The organism is Dactylosporangium salmoneum, assembly GCF_039532525.1.
Classification (GTDB): Bacteria; Actinomycetota; Actinomycetes; order Mycobacteriales; family Micromonosporaceae; genus Dactylosporangium; species Dactylosporangium salmoneum.
In genome coordinates this window covers 1-20,440 of sequence record NZ_BAAARV010000099.1, presented here as the reverse complement: position 1 = coordinate 20,440, position 20,440 = coordinate 1, and the positions used below count along the sequence as shown (strand labels likewise).

Below are 20,440 nucleotides of genomic sequence, written 5' to 3'. Positions count from 1 at the left end.
TGGTTCAGCGTCGCCGCGGTCACGCCCGGCTTCGCCACGTAGAACTGGTTGATCCCGAGCGAGGTACCCGGGGTCTGCCCGTTGATCCAGGTCGCACCCGAGGAGTTCGTCCGCAGCGACGGCACGAACACCCGGTAGCCGCTCGCGTCGGCGTAGAGGTACGGCTTCTCCTGCGTCACCGGGCTGGACGCGAGGGTGGTGATCGGCGGGCTGGGGAAGCTGGTGGCCGGGGCGCCCTGGACGCCGGAGAACACCATGTTCCACAGCGCTCCCTGCCAGGCGCCGATGGTGCTGTCCCGGGTGAACCACTGCTGCTGCGAGCACGGCTTGATGGTGCCGCTGACCCGGCTGTCGGCGATGTAGCCGCCGGAGGCCCAGCCGCAGTTGGGGGAGGCGAGGGTCATGCCGCCGTGCACGTCGATGCGGCGGAAGGGGGCCGCCTGGGCGACCGCCCAGCGGTCCACGCCGGACACCGGGTAGACCGACACGTTCTCGGCCGAGCGCCAGAAGTTCTGGGTGGCGTTGCCGGCCATCCAGCCCGCGTCGACGGTGATGTCGCCGTGGATCTGCACGTCCTGCGGGTTCTGGCCGAGGCCGTTGAGCGAGGTGTAGAAGCCGAGCTGGGCGTTGAGGCCGCTGTAGGAGCCCGGCTTGAACAGGAACTGGTAGCGCTCGGTGCCGAACTGGTTCTTCTCCTGCTGGGTGAAGATCTGGTCCAGCGTGGTCTGGATGGTGGTGGAGGACTGGCTCGGGTCGAACACGATGACGTTCGGGCCGAGGTCGCCGCCGCCGGGCAGCTGCGGTCCGGACGGCGACGGGCTCGACGGGCTGGACGGGCTGGGCGACGAGCCGGGGCCGCTGAAGACCTGGAACTCGTACATCGAGTAGCCGTAGTTGGTCGAGCGCTGCGTGCCGGTCATGCGGATGTACCGGCCGGTGCCGCTCACCGGGATGGTCTGGGTGCCGCCGGTGCTCGTCGTGGTCGAGTACAGCGAGCTCCAGCCGCTCTGCCCGTCGGCCGACACCTCCAGGCGGAACGCCTTGGCGTAGGACGTCTGCCAGGCGATCACCACCTGGCAGACGTCGGTGGCGGCGCCGAGGTCGATCTGGATCCACTGTGGATCGACGCCCTGGGCGCTGGCCCAGCGGGTCGAGCCGTCGCCGTCGACGGCCTTGTCCGGCGAGAGCCGGGACGCCTCGATCGACGAGGCGGTGGCGGGACGGTTGAGGGCGACGTTGGTGGTACCGCAGGCCGAGACCGCGGCGGCGGGCCGGGTCACGGTGACGAGGGCGCCGGTGAGCAGGGCCGCGGCGACGGCCGCGACGGCCACCAGGCGCCGTCGGCGGGGTGTCGGATGCATGGCATCTCCAAGAGGGGGTGGCGGATGTCAGCACGGTAGGACCGTGAAAACCGCGCGGCAAGCGCTTGCCACGCGATTTGCCGTGTGGATCTCAGAAGTCCACTGTGGACTCATGATCGGCTTGGCAACTCGTGGCAAGCGCTTGCCCGGCGGAAATCGGCCGGAGTAGCGTCCGCTCCCATCAATCAGCGATGCTCGATCTCACCGCCAAGGAGTCGACATGGGCATCCGATCAACCCTGCCGCGGTTCCGGCCGCGCGTCCTGCACATCACCATCGCCGCCGTGCTGCTCGCCCTGGCCGGCGGCGCCGCGGTCGCCGGCCCGGCCGCCGCGGCCGACGACCCGCCGCGCGCGCAGTACCACGAGATGCACGCCAACTGCACCGTGAACCACTCGCTCAGCGACGACCCGATCGTCTTCCCGGGCCTGCCGGGCGCCTCGCACAACCACTCGTTCATCGGCAACCCGGCCACGAACGCGAGCTCGACGCCGCAGTCGCTGGTCGGCGGGGCCACCTCGTGCGAGGACACCCTCGACGCCTCCGGCTACTGGTTCCCGACCCTGCTGCAGCGCGGCGTGCCGCTGCAGCCGGACAAGCCGACCGTGTACTACAAGTCCGGCGTCAAGGACTACCGCACGGTCCAGCCGTTCCCGGCGGGCTTCAAGCTGCTCGTCGGCGACGCCAAGGCCCCGGACGTGGCGCACTTCCAGGGCAACTGGCAGTGCACGGGGTACAAGGGCAGCGACATCCCGCCGTCGTGCCCGGCCGGCTCCACGCTGCAGGTCCGGCTCACGTCGCCGAGCTGCTGGGACGGCGTACACCTGGACGCCACCGACCACAAGTCCCACATGGCGTGGCCGGTGAACGGCGTCTGCCCGGCCGACCACCCCGTCCCGCTGCCGATGCTGGAGATCAAGCTGCCGTACCCGCTGAACGGCGGCGACACCGGCGGCCTGGCCTACTCCTCCGGGGGCAGCTACACGTTCCACTACGACTTCATGAACGGCTGGGACCCGGCCCGGCAGGCCTACCTGGTGTCGTACTGCATCAACGGCGGCCGCCAGTGCAACGGCTTCGGTGAGGACCCGAAGAAGCCGTGACCGACGCCGCGGCCCTCGCCCCCTACCGGGACTCGGCGAGGGCCGCGGCCAGCGCGTCGAGCACCACCGTGAGGCCGTACTCGAACTCGTCGCCGAACGAGTAGCCCGGCCGCAGGATGTGCTCGGTCGCCATCTCGACCAGGTGCGGGTACTCGCCCGCGGCGAAGCCCGCCATGATGGCCTCGGTCGCCGCCGTGGTCTCCTCCGGCGCCCGCAGCGGCTGGGCCACCTCCTGGATGACGAAGCCGTAGATGTAGCTGTCGAGCAGCGCGAAGGCGTGCGCGGTCAGCGGCACCGGGAAGCCGCCCGCGCGCAGGGTGCCGATCGTCGCGTCGTGGTGGCGCAGGGTCGCCGGGCCCGGATTGGTCCGCGACTCGAGCAGGGCCACCGCCCAGGGGTGGCGCACGAGCACCGCCCGGGCCGAGCGCGCCCGCCGGAGCATCTCGCCGCGCCACTCGCGGCCGGGCACCGGCAGGTCGATCTCGGCGAACACGAGGTCGACGATGCCGTCCAGGATCTCGTCCTTGCCGGCGACGTGGTGGTACACGGACATCGGCTTGACCCCGAGCGACGTGGCCAGGGACCGGATGGTCAGGCCGGCGAGGCCCCCGCCGTCGGCGACGGCCATCGCGGCGCGCAGCACCCGCTCGCGGTCCAAGGGCGCGCGGCGACCCGGCCGAATCGTCTGTTCGTCCATATCGGGGACGACCATACCACCGGTAGTACTTAGTACGGTACGCTCGCGCCGTACTAAGTAAGGTTGCCTCTGGGGAGGGACGACGCCATGTCACCGAAGACGTCCGGCCGCATCGTCGGCGCGCTCTACCTGCTGGCCTTCCTGGTGTACGGCGGGGGCAGCGCGCTCGCCCTGGACGCCCACGGCCCGCGGCTGTCCGCCGGCGCGGTCCTGATGCTGCTCAACTCGGTCACCGTCGTGGCCACCGCCGCCCTCGCGTTCCCGCTGCTGCGCCCGCACGGCGAGGGCGTCGCCGCCGGCTACCTCGCCGGCCGCACGGTCGAGGCGGCCCTGTGCGCCGCGGGCGTGGCGCTGCTGCTGACCCGGTCGGCCACGGCCGCCCCCGAGGTCCGCGAGCTGCTGGGGGCCGGCAACGACTACGCGTACCAGATCGCCATGCTCGCGGCGGGCTCGGCCGGCATCGTGTTCTGCCGCGCGCTGCTGCGCACCGGGCTCGTCCCGCGCTGGCTCGCCGTGTGGGGCCTGGCCGGCTACCCGCTGCTGCAGGCCGGCGCCGTCTGCGAGCTCTTCGGCCGGCACGTGGGCGTCGCCTTCAGCGTCCCCGGCGGCCTGTTCGAGGTGACGCTGGGCGCGCTGCTGCTCGTCCGCGGCTTCCGCGTCGGGTGGAAACCTCAAGGGAACCGGATGGCAACCGATGAGGCGGCTGGAGGCGTGGTTCTCGGCACGAGGTGAGGCGCGATGGCGGGCTGGCTGGCCAACCGGACGGTACGCATCAGGTTCGTGCTCGTGGTCACCGTCCTCGGCGTCGTCGCGCTCGCCGGCAGCTCCGCCGCCGGCGCGGCCCGGGTCGCCGCGGCCGGAGTGAGCACCGCCGGCTCGGCCACCGAGACCATCGCCAGCCTCGACCGCTCCAGCGCGGAGATCACCGGCGTGCTCAAGACGATCACCGCGATCGCCGAGCAGACCAACCTGCTCGCCCTCAACGCCACCATCGAGTCGGCCCGGGCCGGGGACGCCGGCAAGGGCTTCGCGGTGGTCGCGGGGGAGGTGAAGGACCTCGCGCAGGAGACCGCCAAGGCCACCGGCGACATCGCCGCCCGCATCGAGGCGATCCAGCACGACGCCGCCGCGGCCGCCGGCGCCGTCACCGAGATCGCCGGGATCATCGGCCAGACCAGCACGTACGCCACCACGATCGCCGCCGCCGTCGAGCAGCAGTCGGCCACCACCGCCGAGATGACCCGCAACGTGGCCCAGGCGGCCGGTGGCGCGGAGCGGATCGCCGAGAACATCGGCGGCGTCGCCCGGGCCAGCCGGGTCACCACCGACGGGGTGACCGAGGCCAGGTCGGCCGCCGACGAGCTGGCCCGCATGTCCGGCGAGCTGCAGCACGTCGTCTCCCGCTGCCAGCTGACCTGAGGCGCGGTGACGGATCGGCCGCCGGGCGAGCCCGGCCGCACCCGGGCCGCCGGGCGCAGCGCGTGCGGCCTGTTCGCGCTGGCCGGCGTCCTCGCGTTCGCCGGAATGGTCCAGCCCGGCGCCCGGGCCGGGGACCTGCTCGTCGTCGCCGTCGCCGACCTCGCGCTGGCCGCCGTGGCCTGGTGGACGCCGCAGCGGGGCGCGCCGCTGCTGGCCGTCGCCGCGCTGGTCGTCCTGGCCTACTCCGCCTGGGCCTTCGGCGGCGTCGCGGCCGGCACGGGCCCGTTCTTCGTGCTGCTCTTCGCGTGGGTCGGGCTGCACCACCCGCCGTGGACCGCGGTCGCGCTCGCCCCGCTGACCGCCTCCGCCTACGTGGCCCCGCTGCTGGCCACCCACCAGCCGCCGGAGGTGGTCGGCAGCGCCGTCGTCTTCGTGCCGGTCACCACCGCGGTCGGCGAGGTGATCGCTCGCCGGGTCCGCCAGCTGCACCGGGCCCGGATGCAGGTCGAGGCGGCCGAGCGGTGGCGGGCGGCGCTCATGGTGACCCTGGCCCACGACGTGCGGGCACCGCTCACCTCGGTGCAGATGGCCCTGGAGATGCTCGACGACGACCCGCAGCCGGAGCCCTCCGACCGGCACCGCCTCGCCGCCAGCGCGCTGCGGCAGACGGCCCGGATCACCCGGCTGGCCGGCGGGCTGCTCGACGCCGGGCGGATCGAGCACGGCACGCTGCGCCTGGACCGCCGGCCGGTGCCGCTGCGGGCCGCCGCCGAGGCCGCCGCCGCGCTCACCCCGGCCGCCGCGCTCACCTTCATCGCCGTCCCCGCGGACCTGGTCGTGGACGCCGACCCGGACCGCCTCGAGCAGATCCTGGTCAACCTCATCGGCAACGCGGCCCGGCACGGGGCGGCGCCGTTCGTGGTCGCCGCGTCGGCCGACGGGGCCGCCGTCGACCTGTCCGTGCGCGACCACGGCACCGGCGTGCCGGACGACAAGCGGGCGGCGCTGTTCGAGCGGTACGCCCCGGGCGCCGGCGGCACGCCCGGCTCGGTCGGGCTGGGGCTGTGGATCGTGCGCGAGCTGGCCCGGGCGCACGGCGGCGACGCCCGCTACGAGCCGGCGGAGCCCGGCGCCCGCTTCGTGGTGCGGCTGCCCGCGTGGTCCGCCTGATGGGACGACTATCATGGCCCCGGTGCCGCACGTTCGTGACGATCTCGTTGCCCGCCTGAGCCGCGCCGGCGTGAGCGATGTGCTCACCGATGCGGCCCACCGCGCCGCCTACGGCAGCGATGCCTCCCTCTACCGGGTGGTGCCCCGGGCCGTGGTGCGGCCCCGCTCCGAGGACGACGTGGCGGCCACGCTCGAGGTGTGCCGCACGCTCGGGGTGCCGATCACCGCCCGTGGGGCGGGCACCTCCGTGGCCGGCAACGCGATCGGCCCCGGCGTGCTGCTCGACTTCAGCCGACACCTGGACAAGGTCCTCGACGTCGACCCGGCGAGCCGCACCGCCCGGGTGCAGGCCGGCACCGTGCACGCCACCCTGCAGGCCGCCGCCCGGCCGCACGGGCTGCGCTTCGGCCCCGACCCGTCGACGCACACCCGCTGCACGATCGGCGGGATGATCGGCAACAACTCGTGCGGGTCGCGGACCCTCGGCTACGGCCGCACCTCGGACAACGTCGTCGGCGTCGACGCGCTCACCATCGACGGCGAGCGGCTGTCCACCGGCCGGGACGAGCGGGACCGGCCCACCCTGGAGGGCGCCAAGGACGTCGCCGACGCCCTGCAGGGCCTCGTGCGGGCCAACCTGGCCGTCGCCCGGACCGAGTTCGCCACCTTCCCGCGGCAGGTCTCCGGCTACGCGGTCGAGCACCTGCTGCCCGAGCGCGGCTTCGACCTCACCGGCCTGCTCGTCGGCAGCGAGGGCACCCTCGCCGTGGTGACCGAGGCCACCGTCCGGCTCGTCGTCGACCCGGCGCACCGGCTGCTGGTGGTGCTGGGCTATCCCGACTTCGGTACCGCGGGCGACGCCGTCCCCACCATCCTCACCTTCGACCCGACCGCCTGCGAGGGCATCGACTCGCGCATCGTCGACATCGTCCGGTCCCGGCGCGGCCCGGACAGCGTGCCCCCGCTGCCCGGCGGCCGCTCCTGGCTGTTCGTCGAGATCGCCGGCGACGACCTCGGCGCCGCGCGGGAGCGGGCCGAGCGCCTCGTCGCCGCGGCCGGCGCGATCGACTCCCTGATCGTCGAGGACCCGGTGCAGGCGGCGCCGCTGTGGCGCATCCGGGAGGACGGCGCCGGGCTGGCCGGCCGCGCCCCCTCGGGGCTGCCCGCGCACGCCGGCTGGGAGGACGCCGCCGTCCCGCCCGCGCGCATCGGCGACTACCTGCGCGACTTCGACGCCCTGTGCGCGCAGCACGGGCTGAGCAACATGCCGTACGGCCACCTGGGCGACGGCTGCGTGCACGTCCGCCTCGACTTCCCGCTCGATAAGCCGGGCGGCCCCGGGAAGTTCCGGGCGTTCCTCGAGGACGCCGCCGACCTGGTGGTCCGCTACGGCGGGTCGCTGTCGGGGGAGCACGGCGACGGGCGGGCCCGCAGCGAGCTGCTGGCGCGGATGTACTCCCCGGAGGCGCTGGAACTGTTCCGCGGGATCAAGCACGCCTTCGACCCCGCCAACCTGCTCAACCCGGGCGTGCTCGTCGACCCGGACCCGGTCGACGCGTCCATCCGGGTCGCCGCCGCCCGCCCGGTGAAGGCGAAGCTGGCGCTGGCCTACCACCCCGACCACGGCGACTTCAACCAGGCGGTGCACCGCTGCACGGGCGTGGGCAAGTGCCGCGCCGACACCACCGTGCTCGGCGGCGTCATGTGCCCGTCGTTCCTGGCCACCCGGGCCGAGAAGGACTCCACCCGGGGCCGGGCCCGGGTGCTGCAGGAGATGCTCGACGGCGACCTCGCCCCCGACTGGCGGGCCCCGGCCGTGCACGACGCCCTCGACCTGTGCCTGTCCTGCAAGGGCTGCGCGTCGGACTGCCCGACCGGCATCGACATGGCCGCCTACAAGGCCGAGGTGCTGCACCAGAGCTACCGCCGGCGGCTGCGACCCCGCTCGCACTACTCGCTGGGCTGGCTGCCGCGCTGGTCCCGGCTGGCCTCCCGGCTGCCGCGGCTGGCCAACCGGCTCACCGCCGCGCCGGGGCTGCGCCGGGTCGCGCTCTGGTTCGCCGGGGTCGACGCCCGCCGGGCCATTCCCGAGTTCGCGCCGCAGACGTTCCGGCGGTGGTTCCGCGGTACCGCGAAAGCCCCCGGCAAGCCCGTGATGCTCTTCGTCGACAGCTTCACGGACCATTTCGCGCCCGACATCGCCAAGGCGGCCGTCGAGGTGCTCGCCGCGGCCGGCTACGCGGTGGAGGTCACCAACGAACCGGTCTGCTGCGGCCTGACCTGGATCAGCACCGGCCAGCTGGACGCGGCCAAGCGCATCCTCGGCACCACGGTCGACCGGCTGCGCGACGCCGCCGCCCGCGGGGTGCCGATCGTGGGCCTGGAGCCGTCCTGCACCGGCGTGCTGCGCAGCGACCTGCTCGAGCTGCTCGACTCCGACGACGCCCGGGCGGTCAGCCGGGCCACCGTCACCGTCGCCGAGCTGCTCGCGCGGACCCCGGACTGGTCCCCGCCGTCGCTGGCCGGGGTGAAGGTGATCGCCCAGCCGCACTGCCACCACCACGCCGTCATGGGCTGGGAGCCCGACGCCAAGCTGCTGAAGGCGGCCGGCGCCACCGTGCAGCGCCTCGGCGGCTGCTGCGGGCTGGCCGGCAACTTCGGCGTCGAGCGCGGCCACTACGAGGTGTCGGTGCAGGTGGCCGAGCAGCAGCTGCTGCCGGCGCTGCGCGACGCGCAGGCGGGGGATGTGTTCCTGGCCGACGGGTTCTCCTGCCGCACCCAGGCGGCCGACCTCGCCCAGGTGGACGGCCGCCACCTGGTGCAGGTGCTCGCCGAGGCCCTGCGCGCCGAGCGTTCCTGACCGGGCCCGCCTAGAACGGCAGGAAGTCCTCGAAGGGCGGCTCGAGCGGCTCGTCGGGGAGGCGCAGCGCGCGGCAGCGGCCCGGGAGGTCGACGCCGGTCAGGCCGAGGTTGCGCGCATTCAGGGCGGGCCCTCGCGGTACAGGCGGCGGCGGATGGCCTCGATGGCGCGCTGGTCCATGCCGTGTGCCCCCCAAAAATATGGAGACCGGCATCCACGGGGGAAGATGCCGGTCTCGTCGATAACGATAGTTGCTCGGTGAGGGTTTGCGCCAGGCCTGATGACCGACATCTTGTGGTGCTCAGCGCCGGATTCGGCCGAGCAGGTGACGGGGGCCGTCGGTGCGCAGCCCGGCGCTCCAGCGCACGCCCGAGGCGTCGACCTCGAGACCGGCGTCCCGGGCGGCGGCCAGGGCGTGCTCGACGAGCGCCCGGGCGACCGGCTCGCCGGGGCAGCGGTGCGGGCCGTGGCCGAAGGGGAAGTCGCGCAGCGAGTACAGCACGGTCTGCCCGGCGTCGATCGTGGCCGGGCCGACGGTCAGGCCGGTCACCGCGAACCGGCGGAACGCGGTCAGCTGGGGCGGGTGGGCGGCACCGAACGGCTCGCCGGTGAGCAGGGCCGTGGCGATGGCGTCGACGCACACCTCGTACCAGACGAAGAGCAGGTAGAACAGCATCGAGGAGGCCTCGCCGGGCGTCATTCGGCCCTGCTCGGCGTGTTCGAGCAGCGCGGCCGCCGGCGTGCCCGGCCCGGCGCCGCGGCGGGCGAGGTCGCGGACCATGGCCAGCATGGCGGGGAGGGTGTCGCGGCCGCGCAGGGTCGCCCACTCGGGGCCGACGAGCCGGGCCGCCCAGGCGAGGTACGGTTCGCGCACGCCGGAGGGCAGGCCGAGCCAGCCGGCGACCACGGTGGCCACGTAGGGCCCGGCGTAGCCCGGCACGACCTCGAACGGCCCGGCGCCGGCCGCCGCCAGGGTCTCGCGCGCGGCCCGGGCCAGCAGCGGTTCGAGGCGGTCGGCCGCGGCGCGGTCCAGCAGCGGCTGGACGAGCCGGCGCAGCCGCCGGTGGTCCTCCGGCTCGGCGCTGATGATGTTGTCGCGGAACTCGGGCGGCAGGTCGTACCCGCGCAGGTCGGCGCCGGCCGCGTGGCGCGGGCAGGGCGACAGCCGCGGGTCGGTGAACGCGGCCCGCACGTCGTCGCGGTCGCGCAGGAGCCACGCCGGCCCGTCCGGCGTGTCGATCCGGACCGGCTCAGCCGACATACGGGGAACGGTCCAGGGCGTACGCCACCCGGCACAGCCATTCCGCCTCGGCGTCGGCGTCGTCGGCCACCGGCGGCCCGGGCGGCGCCAGCACCGGGGTGTCCGCCCCGCCCGGCTCGGGCGTCCACTGTGGACCGGGGTGCAGGGCGGGCGCGATGCGGGCGGCCTCGGCGATGGCGTCCTGCTCCTCGGGGGGCAGGCCGGCAGCCGCGGCCCGGGCGCGGGCCCGCGCGGCGGCGGGCTCGCTGAACCCGGGGCGGGCGGCCAGCAGGCCGTCGCGGATCTCGATGACCCGCCGGTACAGCCGCTCGTCCAGCCGGCGCGGGTCCCAGCGGTCGAGGCGGCCGGCCCGCGGGTCCAGCACGACCGCGGGCTTGGCGTCGCGGACCGCCCGCCACAGTGGCTCCAGGCGGCGGTACCGGCGCCACCGGACCACCGCCGCCTCGGCGTCCGGCGCCCAGGCGGGCAGGCTGGAGCTCACCGCGATGAGGATCGCGCCCACGCAGGCAACCACGGGCGCCCACAGGATGTTGACCACGTCCAGCGCGTCACTGCCGAGCCAGCGGGCCACGATCGAGACCATCTTGCCGGCCGCGTAGCCGAGGCCAAGGCCGGCGCCGACGGCGTTGAGCACCAGGCCGCGGCGCAGCCAGCGCTGCGGCACGACCCGGGAGAACCGCCACGTCATCCGGGCCGACAGGGCCAGGCCGACGGCGAACGCGGCCAGGTAGACGACCAGGAACGTGGCGGTGCTCCACTGGCGCGCGAAGGTCACGTCGAAGTCGATGGCGTGCTCGCCGGGGTGGGAGGCGGCGAGGAACAGGGCGACCATCGCGGCCATCACGACGCCGAACCCGGCCAGGCGCCGGCGGGCCGCGGCGCGGGCCGTGCCGGCGGGGCGGGACCACAGCAGCAACAGCACCTGGGCGGTGACGCTGTTGGCGACGATCAAGAGGTACACCATGAGGCTCGCGAGATTGGCGACGCCCGTGACCCGGTCGAAGGCCAGGTAGAGCGCCGGGGTGGCGAACGTGAACGACAGCGCGGGGAAGAGGCGGGCCAGGGTGAGCGCGATGAGCGCCGGGTTGGCCGGGTCGCGGCGCAGGTCGCGCACCTTGTAGACGGCCGTGGCGTAGCCCGCGAGCGCGCACAGCGGGTACGCGACGTTGAAGAACGCGATCATCGGCGCTCGAGCGAGCGGCGCAGGCGGTCGACGACGTCGGCGACCTCGGGCGGGGCCGCCTGGCCGGCACCGCGCAGCGGGCGCTGGATGCGCTTGGAGAGGATGTCGGCGGCGACCTCGGCCTCGCGCTCGGCGTCCTCGTCGAACCAGGTGCGGGCCATCAGCCGCTGTACCGTGGCCTGCTCCAGGTGCGGCATGAGCACGCTGGTCGCGTCGTCGGTCAGCACCTTGGTCGAGGAGTGCTCGAGCAGCACGTGGGCCAGCTCGTGCAGCACGATGTGGGTGCGGTGGGTCGGCGAGGTGGTCGCCTCGTAGACGATGTAGTCGGCGGTGCCGGTGGCCACCCACAGCCCGCACGGGCCGCCGGACGGCAGCGGCATGGCGAGCATGGTCAGCGGGCGCTGCCTGGCCGTGCTGAGCGACTCGCAGAGGCGTTCGACGGTGAGCGGCTCGGGCAGCGCCATCGCGTCGAGCGTGCGCTCGAGCCGGCTGCGCAGGCTTCGGAGGGTCACGTCGGGGGCGTCCTTCGGGTCCGGCGGGGTTCGCTGCCAGTGCTCGATGCTGATGCTCACGGCCGGCCCGCCGCGTGGGTCGCCGCGGCCCGGTTCACGGTTCGCGACGGTCCGGCCCGGCGGGACCGCCGCGCTGCGCCGGGCCGCCGCCCGGGCCTGCGGTGCCGCGCTGCGCGGGGCCGGACTGCTCCATCTCCAGGATCGTGTTCACGATCTGCAACACCGAACGCAGGCCGCTGTCGGACAGGCCGCGGGTGCGCACCACGAGCGTGCGGGCCTCGTCGCTCTCCCGGATCCGGGAGAGCGCCGCGGCCAGTTCGACCTCGGCCGCCACGTCCTCGGCGACCGCGTCGCGGGTGAAGTACGCCACGTCGACGCCGAAGAACCGGGCCAGCGCGGTGAGGGTCCCGAGCTTCGGGTTGGTCTCCATGCCGTTGCGGATGTTGGCGATCGCGGTGTGCGAGATCGACGTGCCGCCACGTTCGGTGATCGCCCGGGCCACCGCCCGGTGCGTGAACTCCTCGTCGCCGTTGCGGATCGTGCGGAACAGGTAGTCCAGCCGGCTCGCCAGGGTCCGCCCCGGCTGTGCGGCGCAGTCCTCGCCAGTCGACATGGGGATCCTCCAAACGGCGTGGCAAGCAGCTTCGCACGTCGATGTCGATCGGCTCAAGCGGTTGACAGTCGGGCCGACCGGTCACATATAGTCGGGCCGCTTGTCATTGCGCATCAAGAGTGGCAACTGCAGTTACCGCCCGAGGCGGGCAACGGGGGAGGGCCGGGCGCGTACGCCGCGTCCGGCGTTCACGTCTTACTGGCGGGCGGCCACCACGGCGGCGCGGAGCCTGTCTTGGAACTCGCGGCCGGCCGGGTCGTCGCCGAGGCCGACGTAGTAGGACACGATGTCCTGGTTGTGGCCGTTCCAGCGCGACTCGACGCTCACGCCGCTGTCGACGATCAGCTGCGGGTCGCGGCCGCCGATGCGCGCGATGTCGGGCAGCCGCGTCGACATCACCACGACCCCGCGCTCGGCCCCGGTGGTGACCACGACGAGGGCCTGCGGCAGCAGCAGCGCCACGGTACGGTGCTCCTTCTCGGAGCGCCCGGCCAGCCGCCCGAACAGCCCGCCCTTCTTCAGGTTCACCGAGTGCGTGTCCACCACCGCGACCGGCCGCACCGGGCCGAGCAACCGCTCCTCGGCGTGCTGCTCGATGGCGGCCCGCAGGGCAGGGTCGACGTCGTCGTAGGAGATGGTCCGGCTGGTGCGGTCGTAGAGGCGCTGGGTCACACCGGGATCATCATGGACGAGGCGGTTCGGCGCCATCGTCGATCGGACAGGAAGATCGACGGTTCACCGACTGGTGCGCGCCGCCCGCGGGCCCGGCTGACCATGCGTCCCCGGGAGCGCGGCGACCCCTGCCCGGTGGAGGGTTTCGGGCCGCCGCGGGCCGGGCATCACCACCCGCATGCGACTGATGACCCTGGCGGCCGGCGTGGCCGTGGGATATGTGCTCGGCACGCGGGCCGGGCGGGCGAAGTACGAGCAGATCGTGGACGGCGTGCGGCAGGTGCGGGCCAACCCGACCCTGGACCAGGTGCAGCGCACCGTCCGGGAGGTCGCGACCGCGCCGCGGCAGCAGACCGCACCGGTCGGCCCGGCCGCCGAGCCGAGCCGGGCCCCGTCGGTCTGACCCGGCACCGACTCAGTCGACCCATGGCGGCCCCGCGGCGAGGCGGGGCTGCCATGGGTGGTCTGGGTGGACCATCGCGAGGGTCCCGGCCAGCCATCGGCGCCGGGCCGCGCTCAGGTGGGGCAGGGCCGCGGTGAAGTCCGCCTCGTCCTTGGGGCGGACGGCCTTGGCCTTGAACAGCAGGGCGACCTGCGGCGCCAGGTACGGCACACCGTCGGCGGAGTGCTCGATGATCTCGTCGTAGGGCAGGCGGATGCGCGGGTCGCGGCGGCTGATCCAGGTGTCGCCGTCGTGCGGCTCGCGGAACACGTCGAAGCGCCAGAGCATGGCCGAGCGCTCGCAGGCCCAGGTCTGGTGGGCGGTCCGCATGGCCTGCGGGGTCGGCTCGTGCAGGCCGCCGTCGTGGGCGACGTAGAAGTCGCAGTCGGGGAAGCGGGCCGCCACGGCGTCGAAGCGGGCGGCGGGAACGGCGATCTCCAGGTCCTCGTGCGGGCGGGTCGTGGTGCCCAGGAAGAGGTCGACGGCCCAGCCGCCGGCCACGTACCACGGGAAGCCGACGCCGGCCAGGCGCGCGGCGACCGTCTGCGGCGGCCACGCGGCCCAGGCGTCCAGGGCCGGCATGGTCATCGGCGCGACTCCAGCCACTCCAGCGACGCGCGGCCCAGCGCGGTCGCCATCGCGATCAGGTTGGGGTCCGCGCCCGGGCCGGCGGTGACGGCGAGGCGGACCAGGAAGCCGGCGTGGGCGGCCAGGAACGCGTCGACGGTGTCGCGCGGCAGGTCCGCCGTGAGCGGGTTGGTCCGGCGCAGGGGCTCGGGGTCGAGGCCGCTCAGCACCGCGTTCGCCATCAGGGTGAGCATGTCGGCGTGCGCGGCGCCGACCCAGGCGTGCGGCCAGTCGACGACGTGCACGCCGCCGGGGCCCGGCCGGTCGGGGTCGAGCAGGACGTTGAACGGGTACAGGTCGCCGTGCAGCAGGGTGTCGCCGGCCAGCGTCTCCGCGGCCGCTGCCTCCAGGGCGATCAGCTCGTCCAGGTGACCGGCCGCCCACGACGACACGCGGGCCAGGCCGGGCGCGCCCCTCAGGTCTGACCAGCCGCCGAGGCGCGGGCGGGCGGTCTCGGCCCGGGGGACCGGCGACGGCGTGAGGGTCGCGGCCAGGCCCGTCGCCGTGGCCAGGACGCGGCCGAGATCCGCCGGGCGCCAGGGCTGGGCCGGCAGCGCGCCGGTGACGTGCTCGAACAGCAGGGCGACCCAGGTGCCGTCGTCGTACGCGCCGAGCAGCCGCGGGACCGGCGCGGCGGACGGAAGGCGGCTCGTGACGGCCCGCTCGCGGCGGTGGAAGCCGGCGATGGCCGGGGCGGTGGCGGCGCTGACCGCCTTGAGGAACACGTCTTGGCCGGTGGCCAGGCGCAGGCGGGCGGCCACGCCCTCGGAGAAGCCCCCGGGCAGGCTCGCGGCCCCGGCGACCGGGGCGCCCAGCACCGCCTCCAGGGCGGAGCGCACGCGGGGCGGCAGGGCCTCCCACGCGATGCGGCGGGTCCCGGTCGCCGGTGGCGGTGGCATCCACCGCAGGTTACACGGACAGCACGCGGTCGAGGAGCTTGTGGTACTGCAGCACCGTGCCGCGCATGCCCTCGGTGCTGTCGGAGGTGCGGGCGCCGACCCGGGCGAGCTCCTCCTCGCGGTCGTGGACGTTGTCGGCCAGGGCCTGTACGGCGTCGTCGATGATCTGCCGGGCCTCGGCCACGGTGGCCTTCGGGTCCTCGACGAACCGGGTCTGCAGCTCGTGCCACCGCCGCCGGAACCCGTCGGCCCGCGTGTCGTCCCAGAGGGGCGCCTCGGCGGCCGTCGTCTCGGCCGCCGCCGTCGCCGGCGTGCTCCCGGCGGACGCCGACCCGGTGGGGGCCGACCGGGTGGGCGCGGGCGGAGCGTACGGCCGCGGCTGCGCCCCCGTGCCGCCGGTCGCCGTGGTCTCGATGGGGTCCTTGCGCATTGCGTTCCCGCCTTCCGGACGATGGCAGCCAGGGGTCATCCGGGCCGCGGTGCCGGGCCGCCTCCGCGCTGGTCGCCGAGCAGGTCGGCGAAGAGGACGCGGTAGTGCATCAGGGCCTGGCGCAGCTGCTCGGTCGAGGCCTGGCCGCGCTCGTTCACCTGGTTGATCTCGTGGGCGTCGCGGTAGTGGCCGAGGGTCTGCGCGTGCTCCACGCTCAGGTCGTCGGCCAGCGTGCCGAAGTCGCCCATCGGGTAGCCCTTCTCGGCCATCACCTCGGTCACGAGGTGGTCGGCCTCGCGGGTGGCCACCTCGGGCTCCTCGACGAAGTGCGCCTGGGTGCGTGTCCACTGCTCGGCGTACCACTGCCGCTTGTGCGGCTCGAGCTCGCGCAGCTCCAGCCCGGCGTGGCGGCGTTCCCGGGCCCGCAGGTCGCGCTCCGCCACGCGCCGGCTGGGCCGTTCGGCGACCGTCCGGTCGTACTCCGGGCCGAAGCGCTCCCGCAGCGCACGGGAGCGGCGGTACCGGCCGACAGCCATCATGGCGAACGCGATCACGATCAGAGCCAGCACGATGACGGCGAGCCAGGTTCCGTCGGACATGTCTGGAACGCTAGCCCGGCCCGCGGGAGGGCGCCCTCACCCCGCGCGGGCGCGGCCGAACCGCCCGGAACCGGACGGGTCGCTCGATCGGCAGACCGCATCAGGGCCGAACGGCCGCTGCTGATCCGGAACCAGGCCCCGTACCGTGCGGGCCATGAGGCTTGGCGTCGACTTCGGCACGTCCCACACGGTCGCGGTAGTGGCCCGGCCCGGCGCCAGGGTCGACGCGCTGCTGTTCGACTCGTCGCCGCTGCTGCCCTCCGCGGTGTACGCGGACACCTCCGGCACCCTGCTCACCGGCCGCGACGCCGAGCGCAGCGCCCGGCTGGACCCGTCCGCGTTCGAGCCGCACCCGAAGCGGCGCATCGACGATGGCGCGCTGCTGCTCGGCGGCCGGAAGGTGCCGGTCGTCGGCGCCGTCGAGGCGGTGCTGCGCCGGGTCGGCGAGGAGGCGGTGCGGACCGCGGGCCAGGCCCCGGAGGCCACCGTGCTGACCCACCCCGCCGGCTGGGGGCCGCAGCGGCGCGGGCTGCTGCTCGACGCGGCCACCCGGGCCGGGCTGCCGGCCGTGACGCTCGTGCCCGAGCCCGTCGCCGCGGCCATGTACTTCACCACCGTCCTCGGCCACCACGTCCCCGACGGCCACGCGGTCGTCGTCTACGACTTCGGCGGCGGCACGTTCGACATCAGCGTGGTCCGCCGGGCCGGCGCCGGCTGGGAGGTGGCCGCCGCGCAGGGCCTCGACGACGTCGGCGGCGTGGACCTCGACGCGGCCATCGTCGGCTGGGCCGGCGCCCAGGTGGCCGCGCGCGACCCGGCGCTGTGGGCCCGCCTGGAGAGCCCGGCCGGCCCGCCCGACCGCCGCCACCGCAAGGCGCTGTGGGACGACGCCCGCTCGGTCAAGGAGCTGCTGAGCCGGGCCTCCTCCGGCGGGATCGCCGTGCCGCTGTTCGACGTCGACCTGCACCTCACCCGGGACGAGTTCGAGACCCTGGCCCGCCCCTGGCTGGACCGCACGGTCACGCTGACCACGGCGACCCTGTTCACCAGCGGCGTCAGCGCCGACCGCCTGGCCGGGGTTTTCCTGGTCGGCGGCGGCAGCCGGGTCCCGCTGGCCGAGACCCTGCTGCACCGGGCGCTGGGCGTGCCGCCGGTGGTCCTCGAGCAGCCGGAGCTGGTGGTCGCCCTCGGCAGCCTCCTGCCTCCCGCCGCCGGGGATGCCGCGGTGGTACCTCCGGTGCTCACCCCGGTGCCCGCCGTCCCCGCGCCGGTGTTCCCGCCTCCCGCCACGGCGGCCCCGGTCTCACCGGCACCGGCTCCCGCGCCGGTCTCACCCGCTCCCGCGCCGATCTCGCCCGCGCCGATCTCGTCCGCGCCGGTCTCGCCGACGCCGGTGGTGCCGTTCGCCGCGGCCACGACGGCCGCTCCGGTGTCCCCGGCCGCCGCCGCGACCACGACGGTCGCGCCGGAGCTGCTCGCCGGCCCCCATCCGATCAACCAGCCGGAGCCGCTGCCCGCCCCGCCCGCGGTGGCGCCCGGCCGGAGTGAGACCAAGGCGCTGCTCATCGCGTGCGGCGCCGTGCTGGTGCTCGGCCTGGCCGGCGTCCTGTTCGGCAGCAACGGCTCCCGTCCGCCGCTGCACTCCGGGTTCTTCTCCCCGCTCATGCCGAAGGCGGTCGCCATCCTGCTGGGCATGACCCTGCTGCTCGCGGTGACCGGGCGCCCGTCCGGCCCGGCGCACCGCGCGCTCGGCCCCGCGCTGCTCGCCACCGGCGGCGGGGTGCTCGCCCTGTACCTGGCCTCCTCGGCCGTGAACGAAGGCCCGGCGATCAGCTTCGCCGACGGCATCCGGTACCGCCTGACGGCGGCCGACTGGTACAGCACCGGCCTCAGCTGGACCTTCACGGTCGTCGCCGCGCTGCTCCTGATCGGCGCCATCGTGCTGCTGGCGCGGCTGCGGCGGGCGCCCGACCGGCCGGCGGCCGGGTCCCGCGGCTGGTGGATCGCGCTGTGGCCGGCGGCCGGCGCGGCGCTCATGCTCGCCACGATCTCCCCGATGTCGTACTACCACGTGGCCTTCACCGGCGGCAGCGACCCGAACGTCGCCCCGCTGGCCGGCCTCTCCTACACCGGCGGCGCGCTGACCTGGTGGCTCGCGTTCACGCTCGGCCTGGCCCTGACCCTGTCGGCCTGGCTGCTCGTCGGCGCGGCCCTGCGCCCGTGGCTGGCCCGCAGCCGCGGCGCCCGGACCACGGCCATGGTGACCATCGTGGTGTTCGGCCTGTTCGCGGTGCTCACCAGCTTCTTCGAGCGGGCCTCCTACACCACTGCGCTGCGGTTCTTCCGGGTGTACTACTGGAACGACGTCATCGGCCTGCCGGTCGGCGGCACGGCGATCAGCTGGGTGGAGCTGCTCGTCGCCGTGGCCGTCATCGCCGGGATCGCGGTGCCGTCACTCGTACGGTCCCGCCGTCTTTGACGGATGACGGCAAGCCTTCGACAATAGATGTGCAACTCTGATACTCCCGAAACGCCAGCGGGAGGGGTGGATGCTTTGGCCGATCCGTCGGTCGTGCTGTGCGACGACGTCGACCTCGGGACCGTCGAGGTGGTGCTCGCCGGTCCGTGGAACGGCCGCGTGCGGATCGACCTGGCAGTCGCCGTCCGCAAGGGGCTGACCGAACATCCCCGGGCGCTGCTGCTCAACCTCGCCGGGTGCGAGGGGGCCGACTGGGCGCTGGTCGGCGCGGTGCTGCTCGCCGAGCGGGAGAGCCTCGCGGCCCGCCCGTCCGTGCCGCTGCTGGCGATCGCCTCGCCCGCGCAGCGCGGCGTGCTGACCGCCACCGGGGTGACGGCGCGGGTGCCGATCTTCGAGACGGCGGACCTCGCCCGGGCGGCGCTGGGCGAGCGGTCGCCGCCGCTGGGGCGCGTGGCGCTGCACCTGTCCCCGACCGTGCTCGCCCCGTCGGCCGCCCGCATCTTCGTCGGCGACACGGTGCTCGCCTGGGAACTCGGCGCCACCCTGCACCCGGCCCGCATGATCGTCTCGGAGCTGGTGGACAACGCGGTGGAGCACGCCGGGACGCCGCTCACGGTCACCGTCTCCCGCCGAGGCTCCCTGCTGCACCTCGCGGTCGAGGACGGCGTCGCCACGCCGCCCCGGGTGATCGACGGGCCGGGCCGCAGCGGCGCGCCGCTGGAGCTGCGGGGCAACGGGCTGCGGATCGTCGCGAGCGCGGCGGTCGCGTGGGGGACCACCCCGACCGCGGGCGGCAAGGTGGTCTGGGCGACGCTGCGGGCGCACCCGCCGGGGGTCCGGATGTGATGTCACCGATGGTTCCGCCGAGTGCGAGGGGGTCGCATGGGACCGGCCACGGAGCCGCTGCTACCCACCAAGATCGTCGTACCCGAGATCGTGCCGCGGGCGCTGGCCCGGCCCGAGCTGCACGACGAGCTCTGGAGCCTGACCGACCTGCCGGTCACGCTGCTCACCGGCCCGGCCGGGGCCGGCAAGACCCAGCTCGTCGCCGCCTGGGCGGCCGACGCCGGCGCCGGCGACCCGCTGGCCTGGCTGACCCTCGACCGTGACGACCGGCACCAACCGGCCCGGCTCTGGCGGCACCTGGTGGCCGCGCTGCGCGGGGCCGGCGTGGCGCTGCCGGCCGCGCTGCTCGAGGCGGCGGCCGCCGGCACGGCCGACCACCGGGCCGCGATCGCCGTGGCGGCCGCCCTGGCCGGGTGGGACCGGCCGCTGCTGCTCGTCCTCGACGGCGCGACCTGGCTCGACGAGGAGCAGCTGGCCGAGGTCGACTACCTGGTGCGGTACGCCGGCTGCCTGCGCCTGCTGATGATCGCCCGGCACAAGCCCCGCTTCCCGCTGCACCGCTACCGCCTCGCCGAGGAGCTCGGCGAGCTGGCCGGCGCCGACCTGATGCTCGACGCCACGCAGGTGCGGGCCCTGTTCGGGCTGCACGGCGTCGAGCTGACCGGCGAGGCCCTCGTCGACGTGCTGGGCCAGACCCGGGGCTGGATCGCACCCGTGCGGCTGTGCGCGCTGGCGATGGAGGGCCGGCCCCGCGCCGGCGTCCCGGCGCTGGCGCGGCACGAGCACGTCGTGGAGTACGTCTCCGGCGAGATCCTGGGCGGCCTCTCGGAGCACCAGCGCTCCCTGCTGGGAAGCGCCGCCCTCCTCGACACGTTCACCGCGGACCTCCTCGCCGCCGCGACCGGCGACGCGGAGGAGGGCCGCGGGGCCGACGTGGTCGAGGAACTCGCCGGGACCGGCGCGTTCGTGGAGGCGGCCGACGCGGCCCGGGCGGAGTACCGGGTCCACCCGCTGCTCGGCCAGACCCTGCGCGACCGGCTGGGCCTGCCGGCCGAGCAGGCCCGCGCGGTCGGCCTGCGGGCCGCCCGCTGGCTGGCCGGCCGCGGCGACGTGCACGGCGCGGTGGCCCGGGCGGTCGAGGCCGGGGCCTGGGAGGAGGCGGCCGCGATCGTCGTGGAGGACCTTGCGGTCGGCGAGCTGCTCCTCGACGGCCCGTCCGGCCCCCTGGCCCGGCTGCTCGCCGGCCCGCCGCGGGCGCCGCGCCCCCG

At 75.1% G+C, this 20,440-nt stretch carries 20 protein-coding genes; 9 read left to right on the top strand and 11 right to left on the bottom strand.

Annotated features, from left to right (window positions below):
• Positions 1–1,361: discoidin domain-containing protein (locus ABD352_RS48260; protein ID WP_344619388.1), on the bottom strand; the 1,361-nt coding region annotated here is incomplete at its 3' end.
• Positions 1,362–1,581: 220 nt separating this feature from the next.
• On the opposite strand from ABD352_RS48260, the gene ABD352_RS48255 reads away from it, so the two are divergent.
• The gene (locus ABD352_RS48255; RefSeq protein WP_344619387.1) at positions 1,582–2,463 is read left to right on the top strand and encodes a DUF1996 domain-containing protein; all 882 of its coding nucleotides are present in this window, start codon (positions 1,582–1,584) and stop codon (positions 2,461–2,463) included.
• Positions 2,464–2,485: 22 nt separating this feature from the next.
• Here the strand turns inward: ABD352_RS48255 and ABD352_RS48250 are convergent, their stop codons facing one another.
• On the bottom strand, positions 2,486–3,160 hold the full coding sequence (locus ABD352_RS48250; RefSeq protein WP_344619386.1) for a TetR/AcrR family transcriptional regulator C-terminal domain-containing protein: 675 nt from the start codon (positions 3,158–3,160) through the stop codon (positions 2,486–2,488).
• Between the two features lie 87 nt (positions 3,161–3,247).
• Here ABD352_RS48250 and ABD352_RS48245 point away from each other — a divergent pair, with 87 nt between their 5' ends.
• From ABD352_RS48245 to ABD352_RS48230, 4 genes are read left to right on the top strand one after another with little or no spacing between them, the layout of a single operon-like run.
• Positions 3,248–3,892 carry a DUF4386 domain-containing protein gene (locus tag ABD352_RS48245; protein ID WP_344619385.1) on the top strand — a complete coding sequence of 215 codons (645 nt, stop codon included), beginning with the start codon at positions 3,248–3,250 and terminating at the stop codon, positions 3,890–3,892.
• Positions 3,893–3,898: 6 nt separating this feature from the next.
• Positions 3,899–4,579, top strand: a complete 681-nt coding sequence (locus ABD352_RS48240) for a methyl-accepting chemotaxis protein (protein WP_344619384.1) — start codon at positions 3,899–3,901, stop codon at positions 4,577–4,579.
• 6 nt (positions 4,580–4,585) lie between these two features.
• Positions 4,586–5,749 carry a sensor histidine kinase gene (locus ABD352_RS48235; RefSeq protein ID WP_344619383.1) on the top strand — a complete coding sequence of 388 codons (1,164 nt, stop codon included), beginning with the start codon at positions 4,586–4,588 and terminating at the stop codon, positions 5,747–5,749.
• A 22-nt stretch (positions 5,750–5,771) separates the two neighbouring features.
• Positions 5,772–8,609, top strand: a complete 2,838-nt coding sequence (locus ABD352_RS48230; RefSeq protein ID WP_344619382.1) for an FAD-binding and (Fe-S)-binding domain-containing protein — start codon at positions 5,772–5,774, stop codon at positions 8,607–8,609.
• A 301-nt stretch (positions 8,610–8,910) separates the two neighbouring features.
• On the opposite strand, the gene ABD352_RS48225 is transcribed toward ABD352_RS48230, so the two are convergent.
• The 5 genes from ABD352_RS48225 to ABD352_RS48205 all read right to left on the bottom strand — a co-directional run bounded on the left by ABD352_RS48225 (position 8,911) and on the right by ABD352_RS48205 (position 12,850).
• Positions 8,911–9,870: a cytochrome P450 family protein gene (locus tag ABD352_RS48225; protein WP_344619381.1), complete on the bottom strand. Its 960-nt coding sequence runs from the start codon at positions 9,868–9,870 to the stop codon at positions 8,911–8,913.
• The gene (locus ABD352_RS48220; RefSeq protein WP_344619380.1) at positions 9,860–11,053 is read right to left on the bottom strand and encodes an MAB_1171c family putative transporter; all 1,194 of its coding nucleotides are present in this window, start codon (positions 11,051–11,053) and stop codon (positions 9,860–9,862) included. Before ABD352_RS48220 ends, ABD352_RS48225 begins: the two co-directional genes overlap by 11 nt.
• Positions 11,050–11,625 (bottom strand): hypothetical protein, encoded by a 576-nt coding sequence (locus ABD352_RS48215; protein ID WP_344619379.1) that lies wholly within the window; start codon positions 11,623–11,625, stop codon positions 11,050–11,052. The genes ABD352_RS48220 and ABD352_RS48215 overlap by 4 nt, the downstream gene beginning before the upstream one ends.
• A gap of 34 nt (positions 11,626–11,659) precedes the next feature.
• Positions 11,660–12,178: a helix-turn-helix domain-containing protein gene (locus ABD352_RS48210; protein ID WP_344619378.1), complete on the bottom strand. Its 519-nt coding sequence runs from the start codon at positions 12,176–12,178 to the stop codon at positions 11,660–11,662.
• A 195-nt stretch (positions 12,179–12,373) separates the two neighbouring features.
• Positions 12,374–12,850: a hypothetical protein gene (locus tag ABD352_RS48205; RefSeq protein ID WP_344619377.1), complete on the bottom strand. Its 477-nt coding sequence runs from the start codon at positions 12,848–12,850 to the stop codon at positions 12,374–12,376.
• A gap of 178 nt (positions 12,851–13,028) precedes the next feature.
• On the opposite strand from ABD352_RS48205, the gene ABD352_RS48200 reads away from it, so the two are divergent.
• Positions 13,029–13,253, top strand: a complete 225-nt coding sequence (locus tag ABD352_RS48200; protein ID WP_344619376.1) for a hypothetical protein — start codon at positions 13,029–13,031, stop codon at positions 13,251–13,253.
• A 12-nt stretch (positions 13,254–13,265) separates the two neighbouring features.
• On the opposite strand, the gene ABD352_RS48195 is transcribed toward ABD352_RS48200, so the two are convergent.
• From ABD352_RS48195 to ABD352_RS48180, 4 genes are read right to left on the bottom strand one after another with little or no spacing between them, the layout of a single operon-like run.
• Positions 13,266–13,880 (bottom strand): nucleotidyltransferase domain-containing protein, encoded by a 615-nt coding sequence (locus tag ABD352_RS48195; protein ID WP_344619375.1) that lies wholly within the window; start codon positions 13,878–13,880, stop codon positions 13,266–13,268.
• A complete protein-coding gene (locus ABD352_RS48190; RefSeq protein ID WP_344619374.1) occupies positions 13,877–14,818 on the bottom strand; it encodes a phosphotransferase family protein in 942 nt (313 codons plus the stop codon). Before ABD352_RS48190 ends, ABD352_RS48195 begins: the two co-directional genes overlap by 4 nt.
• A 10-nt stretch (positions 14,819–14,828) precedes the next feature.
• Positions 14,829–15,248, bottom strand: coding sequence for a hypothetical protein (locus ABD352_RS48185; protein WP_344619373.1), 420 nt, complete (start codon positions 15,246–15,248; stop codon positions 14,829–14,831).
• A gap of 35 nt (positions 15,249–15,283) precedes the next feature.
• Entirely contained in the window at positions 15,284–15,847 is a 564-nt protein-coding gene (locus ABD352_RS48180; protein WP_344619372.1) for a hypothetical protein, read from the bottom strand.
• Between the two features lie 154 nt (positions 15,848–16,001).
• On the opposite strand from ABD352_RS48180, the gene ABD352_RS48175 reads away from it, so the two are divergent.
• From ABD352_RS48175 to ABD352_RS48165, 3 genes are all read left to right on the top strand, one after another.
• Positions 16,002–18,326 (top strand): Hsp70 family protein, encoded by a 2,325-nt coding sequence (locus tag ABD352_RS48175; protein ID WP_344619371.1) that lies wholly within the window; start codon positions 16,002–16,004, stop codon positions 18,324–18,326.
• Positions 18,327–18,401: 75 nt separating this feature from the next.
• Positions 18,402–19,172 carry an ATP-binding protein gene (locus ABD352_RS48170; protein WP_344619370.1) on the top strand — a complete coding sequence of 257 codons (771 nt, stop codon included), beginning with the start codon at positions 18,402–18,404 and terminating at the stop codon, positions 19,170–19,172.
• A 36-nt stretch (positions 19,173–19,208) separates the two neighbouring features.
• Positions 19,209–20,440 (top strand): winged helix-turn-helix domain-containing protein (locus ABD352_RS48165; RefSeq protein ID WP_344619369.1); only part of this gene is annotated, 1,232 nt, incomplete at its 3' end.